Here is a 6,082-nt window from a genome sequence, read left to right as displayed (position 1 = left end):
AAGACAAAAAGAGAGAACCAGAACGATTCTCTCTAGATGTTAGCTATCAGTCACCCACTACAGTTGACGAAGAACCATTTGTTTTTTCACTATCAACTATAAGGTAATATCTCAAAACTATCAGGTCCTTATTTTTTTAGGCGTTCAACATCACGTGCAATCACAAGTTCTTCATCTGTTGGAATAACCAAAACTTTTACGCTTGAATCAGCTGTTGAAATATCACCAGCATAACCAAAAACATTTTTTTCTGGATCAAGCTTCATGCCAAACCATGACAACTCTTCAACAATACGACGACGAGTATCTATATCATTCTCACCTACACCCGCTGTAAAAATAAGCGCATCTGCTCCATTAAGAACAGCAAAGTATTGACCAATGAATTTTTTTAGACGATCAACATACATATCATGAGCAAGTATACTCTTTTCATCGCCTGCCTCGACACCTGCACTAAGGTCACGCATGTCACTTGAATTTTCTGTGACACCTAAAACCCCAGATTCTTTATTTAAGACACTAATCACATCAGCTGCTGTATCAAGACCATCGACTGTCTCTACCAAGTAAGGAATAATTGCAGGATCAATATCACCAGAACGTGTTCCCATCATAGGTCCAGCTAAAGGCGTGAACCCCATAGAGGTATCAATAGATTTTCCACCGTCAATCGCAGAAAGAGAAACACCGTTACCAATATGAGCAGTAATCAGTTTCAAATCTTCAAGGGGTTTACCAAGAAGTTTTGCTGCCTCACGAGAAACATAATAATGACTTGTTCCATGCGCTCCATATTTACGAACTTGATAGTCTGTGTAAAAACGGTTAGGTACTGGGTAGCGATATGCAACCTCTGGCATCGTAGCATGAAATGCTGTATCAAAGACTGCTACAGATGTGGTATCTGGCAAAATCTCTTTGAAGGCACGGATACCAGCTGCATTAGCTGGATTATGAAGGGGTGCTAGAGCTGATAATTCTTCGATTTGCGCCAAAACCCTATCATCGATAAGTGTTGACTCTTTGAAGATTTCACCACCAGCTACAACACGGTGTCCAACACCGGTAATCTCATCAAATGATTCGATAATACCAAAACTAGTCAAATTGCTAAGAAGGATTTTAACTGCTTCAACATGATCTACGATGTCACGCACTTCTTCTTCTTTTTTACCATCAAATTTAACGGTAGAAATAGAATCTTTCAAACCAATACGCTCAATAATACCAGCAGCAAGTACTTCCTCTTCAGGCATCTTATAAAGTTGCCATTTAAGACTTGAGCTACCAGCGTTAATTGCAATTGTTTTAGACATAAGTCACCTCTTCTGAAATCGTTTACTGTAATACACTAACCATTATAGCAAAAATTTTTCCTAAATGGCATTATCATCTTTCCAGATTTTCAAATTTTCCATAAAATCCTGTAAAATTTCCGGATTTTGAACATCTGACAAATGATAAACAAAAGTCTCCGGCTTAGTTGTATCCTGCTTTTGCAAGAGAAACAGAGATTTAGCCTTAGCCGGATTACCAAATAAAGTTTCTGGTAAGGTAATCACTGCCAAGATATCTGCATAACCTGCCAACCATTTTTTCAAAAGATCACTTTGCCCACTAGTTAAGAGATTAGTCGGTGCCAAAAGAATCGCTAGACCATCTTTTTTCAAATACTTCAAGGATTGCTCCATCAAGAGATGATGCGCATAAGTATGCTCATCAGTAGCAGCTACTTGATAACGTTTAGCGATAGCGTCATTCGGATAATAACCAACTGGTAAATCACTGATGATGACGTCACTCTCTTTTAAAATCTGTGGACGCACTGCATCTTCTTGAACGAAGCTAACATTTGCTCCCATCACTTCAGCTATCGAAGCTGATAAATCAATCAATAAATCATCCAACTCCAAACCGAGATAGTCTAAATCACGATTACTATTATTGAGAAGGGTTTGCGCCAAATTGCCAGTACCACTACCGATTTCAATCACATCCAAATGCTCTTGACTGGTCAAATTTTCCAAAAGATAAAGCACCAAGAAGCCGATCACATCCGGTGTAAACTGGTGATTGGCTTGAAGTTTCTCAGTCTGACTAGCCTTGATAAACACGAACTGATAGGCACGACGCCATTCTTCTTTACTCAGTTGCAAATCTTTCAAGGCTTGATTATTTTCAGCCACTTTTGTAGGAGCATTTTCAGCACCCAAATAAAAGGCATTTTGCTCAATCAAAGCATCGTAAATATTGGTCTTAATGTCATTTTCAATAAGCTGAGTATTTTCTAAAATCAACTGATAGGCTGATTCGATTTTTTCAAAATTCATAAGTCCTCCGATACTTGACTATGATACCAAATTTCTGTGACATTATAAAGGCTCAGAGCCCGTATCAGAACTTGTTTGAAATATTTTTTCTTCCTTTTTAGACCTTATCTTTTCTTCTTTGTCTTTTGGCAATGGCAGAGCTTCTTTGAGAAATTGATAGGTGAATTCTTGCTGATTAGTAGTCACAATCATCTCTAAAGTATCCCCACGAAACTGGTAAACTACCCTCCCCTTATCAAAGAGGATTTCCCCAGAAACTTCTTTAGCTAAGGGCTTGGCTAACTCTGCCAAAAGGTATGCCTGACTAGATACTAATTGTGCTTCTTGAATACGATAAGCTGCCTTTAGACGCTGGGTATAGATATTTAAAAGCAAGGATAGGACTGCTGACATCAAGAGTGCATATAAGAGCACACCCGCTTTAAGTCTCTTTTTCAAAAGCATAGAGAAATTCACGCACCCTTCCATCTTTAAAAATGAATTGAACACTGATGGTCTGATTAAATCGCCTAAAATGAGCTGACTCTATGTTATAAATCATAGGTTGAAAGCCGCGACCATCGCCGCTCGTTTTGCGAAAATCCTTTTTTTTCGATTTACCAAAAGCCAAGGTTTGGGTATTTTTCAAGATGACTAATCTATCATCAGATACTTTAACCAACTGAGAACCTGCTAATTCTGAGCGAAATTGCTGGCAAAAGAGCAACCAGTCCTGATCTTTAGGTTGGCTGAGTTCTTGAACATGAGTTGAAGTCACCTTAGTCATGGCTTGGTAAACTTGAATAGAACCTGACAATACAAGAAGGCCCACTAAACACTCCATCAAGGTGAATGCCTTAAGGTGATAATGTTTTAACACGGAAAATCTCCTTCTCATTAGATTTAATAGTGGTTTCAGCTCCCGATTGATTAATACCGACCTCATAACCATTCTTCTTTAAATGGCTTTGCTGCGTTTGCACTGCCATAACCGCTAGTGTTAGGATATGCGCTTGCTCATTCAACTCCCTTAATTGCCTTTGATGATGGGTTAGCTGTCCCAACAGAAGACTCATTAAGCTGGCTAGAATGGCTGTCGCTAAAAGACTCTCCCACAAAATATAAGCTCTAATCCTCTTTCTTTTGATATTGACCACTCCCTAAATATAGTTGATAAGTTATACGCTCCCCAGATGCTTTAAAAACGATTTTAGCCAAAGAAGAATTACCACCAGATTGATTAAAAACCAGTTGCTGTTCTTTTTCTAAGACCACAGTATCTGGTACCGGATAGCGCCCCAAAGGATTCTCCAGATAACGACCTGTAATTCGCAGCACAGTTTCCTTTTCCCGGCTAGCACTTAAACGCTGCGTTTCTCGATAAACCTGCTCAAAGGTCACGAAAAAAAGCTGATTTTGCACCTGATTAAAAATAGTTTTGATAGAACCACTAGTCGCTAAGGTCAAAAAAATAATCACAGATAAGGTTAAGAGAGCTTCAATTAACGTAAAACCCTCGACTTTCTTACTTCTTAGCTTCCGCATAAGTATCAGCTTGCTTTTGCGTAATATAACCACTATCAACTAATTGTTGAATAGATGGTTTGGCATCTTCTTTCATTTCATACAATTCCATCTGACTCTCGACAACCTTCACCACTGCTGCCTTTCCTTTCTCATCAACAGCCGCCTTTTGCTTGCTCAAATTAGGCACAAACAAAAGCATAAGCACACTGATGATAAGAAGCACGAAAAGCATCTCCAAAAGTGTGAACCCTTTAACACTTTTTCGTTTAATTTGTTTCCAATAATATGTCACTTACATAACCTCCATAGATTGATACATTGGTAAAAGCATAGCTGCATAGATCATGACAATCATCAAGGCAACCATGACAAAAATAAGGGGCTGAACCAACTGCATAGCCCTATTCACACGATAAAAAAACTGTTCCCAAAGCTCTTCGGAGAAAACTTCTAACTCTTGACCAAGATGCCCTTTGGCATTACCATACTCAATGATAAGACTTAACTCTTTCAAGAAGAATGGATACTCTAAAACCTTAGCATGAAAGGATTGACCAGTTAAAAGTGCCGCCTGCATATCTCGACCAATACTTACAAAAAGTCGCGATTCCTGTTCCTGCATGAGCGACACAACCCTTGTCATCTCAACCCCCTGCCCCAAAAGATTTCCCCATTCACGTGCATAATAAGCCGTCAAATAAACTTTGATAAGACTGCCCAAAAAAGGAAGACTACTCAAAAACCGATAAAGCCTCAGTGCTTCCACCTTTGGTGCCATCCTAACAGCTAAAAAGATAAGGATTGCACTTAAGAACAGCCCACCTAAAAAGAACTGAGGAAAATATTCTAAGATGGCTGTCGCTGTGTTACCTTCAGCTAACTGAGGCAAGAGATAATGTTTTAGCCCCAGCATGATTAAAACCAAAAAAACTAATAACACAATAGGGTAAGATCCCACTTCAACCAGCTTTTTCTTAACCGAACTAACCTGTCTTAAATAATTTTCAATTTTAGACAAAGTCTTTTGACTGTTACCATGTGTTTCTGCCAAAGATAGCTGCGTTACAACCGTATCTGAAAAACCCAAATTTTTCATCAAAACCGGTAACCCAAAACCAGCTAACAAGGTTTCATACATGATTTGAACCTGTTTATCTGGTATCAGTTGACTACGCTTCAGGAAATCAACCGTTTCAGGTAGATTAAAGCCCGAGGACAAAAGAGTATTAAAGAGTTTTATGATTTTAACCTGCTTCTGAATAGCTAATACTCTCGGTTTTAACCTGCTCCTCAGTGATATATCCTGCTTCAAAAAGCTCAACCAAGTATTGGTTCCACTGGCTTGGTGAGTGATCCTGGAACTTATCTTTTGCCACATCTATCAATCCACCTCCTCCTATCAAACGTTGATAACAAACTCCCGATAGACTATTTTTTAGATCATCTTTAGAAACACCCAATTCTATCATGCGGTAATAAACACCTGGAATACTCTTAGCATGAATGGTTGCAAAGACTGTAGCACCAGTCAAACTAGCCCGAATAGCTGCTTGCGCTGTTTGCGTATCCCGAATTTCACCAATAACCAATACATCTGGACGATGTCTCAACGACAACTTAATCAGACTATCGTAAGTCATACCAATATCTTCATTAAGCTGTAATTGTAAAATGCTATCATCCTTGATTTCAACCGGATCTTCAATAGAAATAATCTGTTTATCTTTACATTTTTCCTTTAACAATTGATACATGAGAGTCGTTTTGCCGCTCCCAGTCGGTCCCGAAAAAAGATATAGACCTCTGGAATTAAGTTCTGCTATGATATTACGCATACCATTGAACCAATAGCGTAAGTCCTGACGCCCATCATACAGCAGGCGAATTACCAAACTCTCATGCCCTCGATAATCTCCAACAGTTGATAGGCGTAAAGAAACTAGCTCAGCACTACCAATATCATACTCACAAGATCCTAGTTGACTTCGGCGCTTTTCCCCAACAGTCATTCCTGCCACAAATTTAAAGTGACTAATAAGACTAGCCATCCGATCAAAGCCATGAGTTTCAATAAATCTCCTCTCGTCATTAATACGCATAAAAACATCGTAATCATCCTTTCTAGGAATGATATAAACATCTTGAGCTTCATATTCGACTGCCTGAACAATCAGTTCCTTTGCTAAATCTTGAACCATAAAACCTCCTTACCTATTTATTCGTAATCATTTCTCAAAATGACA

At 38.8% G+C, this 6,082-nt stretch carries 9 protein-coding genes; all 9 read right to left on the bottom strand.

All coding sequences use genetic code 11. The features are described from left to right. Positions 1-128 precede the first annotated feature (128 nt). Genes ACMZ6U_RS08830 through comGA form a run of 9 tightly spaced genes read right to left on the bottom strand, consistent with a single transcriptional unit; the run spans position 129 to position 6,037 of the window. Positions 129-1,319: an acetate kinase gene (locus ACMZ6U_RS08830; RefSeq protein WP_416108017.1), complete on the bottom strand. Its 1,191-nt coding sequence runs from the start codon at positions 1,317-1,319 to the stop codon at positions 129-131. A gap of 60 nt (positions 1,320-1,379) precedes the next feature. Beyond that, on the bottom strand, positions 1,380-2,333 hold the full coding sequence (locus ACMZ6U_RS08825; protein ID WP_416108015.1) for a class I SAM-dependent methyltransferase: 954 nt from the start codon (positions 2,331-2,333) through the stop codon (positions 1,380-1,382). Positions 2,334-2,375: 42 nt separating this feature from the next. Further along, positions 2,376-2,747, bottom strand: coding sequence for a competence type IV pilus minor pilin ComGG (gene comGG, locus ACMZ6U_RS08820; RefSeq protein WP_416108013.1), 372 nt, complete (start codon positions 2,745-2,747; stop codon positions 2,376-2,378). A gap of 7 nt (positions 2,748-2,754) precedes the next feature. Next, positions 2,755-3,210, bottom strand: coding sequence for a competence type IV pilus minor pilin ComGF (gene comGF, locus ACMZ6U_RS08815; protein WP_416108011.1), 456 nt, complete (start codon positions 3,208-3,210; stop codon positions 2,755-2,757). Next, a complete protein-coding gene (comGE, locus tag ACMZ6U_RS08810) occupies positions 3,170-3,430 on the bottom strand; it encodes a competence type IV pilus minor pilin ComGE (protein ID WP_416108009.1) in 261 nt (86 codons plus the stop codon). Before comGE ends, comGF begins: the two co-directional genes overlap by 41 nt. A 10-nt stretch (positions 3,431-3,440) precedes the next feature. After that, positions 3,441-3,857, bottom strand: coding sequence for a competence type IV pilus minor pilin ComGD (gene comGD, locus ACMZ6U_RS08805; RefSeq protein WP_416108007.1), 417 nt, complete (start codon positions 3,855-3,857; stop codon positions 3,441-3,443). Continuing rightward, the gene (comGC, locus tag ACMZ6U_RS08800; RefSeq protein WP_416108005.1) at positions 3,838-4,131 is read right to left on the bottom strand and encodes a competence type IV pilus major pilin ComGC; all 294 of its coding nucleotides are present in this window, start codon (positions 4,129-4,131) and stop codon (positions 3,838-3,840) included. The genes comGD and comGC overlap by 20 nt, the downstream gene beginning before the upstream one ends. Continuing rightward, entirely contained in the window at positions 4,132-5,160 is a 1,029-nt protein-coding gene (gene comGB / locus ACMZ6U_RS08795) for a competence type IV pilus assembly protein ComGB (RefSeq protein WP_416108019.1), read from the bottom strand. It abuts the gene before it with no gap. Next, positions 5,084-6,037 (bottom strand): competence type IV pilus ATPase ComGA, encoded by a 954-nt coding sequence (comGA, locus tag ACMZ6U_RS08790; RefSeq protein ID WP_416108003.1) that lies wholly within the window; start codon positions 6,035-6,037, stop codon positions 5,084-5,086. The genes comGB and comGA overlap by 77 nt, the downstream gene beginning before the upstream one ends. Between the last annotated feature and the right edge of the window lie 45 nt (positions 6,038-6,082).

Source organism: Streptococcus pluranimalium, assembly GCF_047785745.1.
Classification (GTDB): domain Bacteria; phylum Bacillota; class Bacilli; order Lactobacillales; family Streptococcaceae; genus Streptococcus; species Streptococcus pluranimalium_B.
The sequence above is the reverse complement of the archived record's forward strand: the minus strand, read 5'-3'. Positions and strand labels throughout refer to the sequence as shown.

Excerpts from the sequence above, each read along its gene's own strand:
- ACMZ6U_RS08830 (WP_416108017.1), bottom strand. The coding sequence starts at position 1,319 with ATGTCTAAAACAATTGCAATTAACGCTGGTAGCTCAAGTCTTAAATGG.
- ACMZ6U_RS08825 (WP_416108015.1), bottom strand. The coding sequence starts at position 2,333 with ATGAATTTTGAAAAAATCGAATCAGCCTATCAGTTGATTTTAGAAAAT.
- comGF (WP_416108011.1), bottom strand. The coding sequence starts at position 3,210 with ATGAGAAGGAGATTTTCCGTGTTAAAACATTATCACCTTAAGGCATTC.
- comGD (WP_416108007.1), bottom strand. The coding sequence starts at position 3,857 with ATGCGGAAGCTAAGAAGTAAGAAAGTCGAGGGTTTTACGTTAATTGAA.
- comGA (WP_416108003.1), bottom strand. The coding sequence starts at position 6,037 with ATGGTTCAAGATTTAGCAAAGGAACTGATTGTTCAGGCAGTCGAATAT.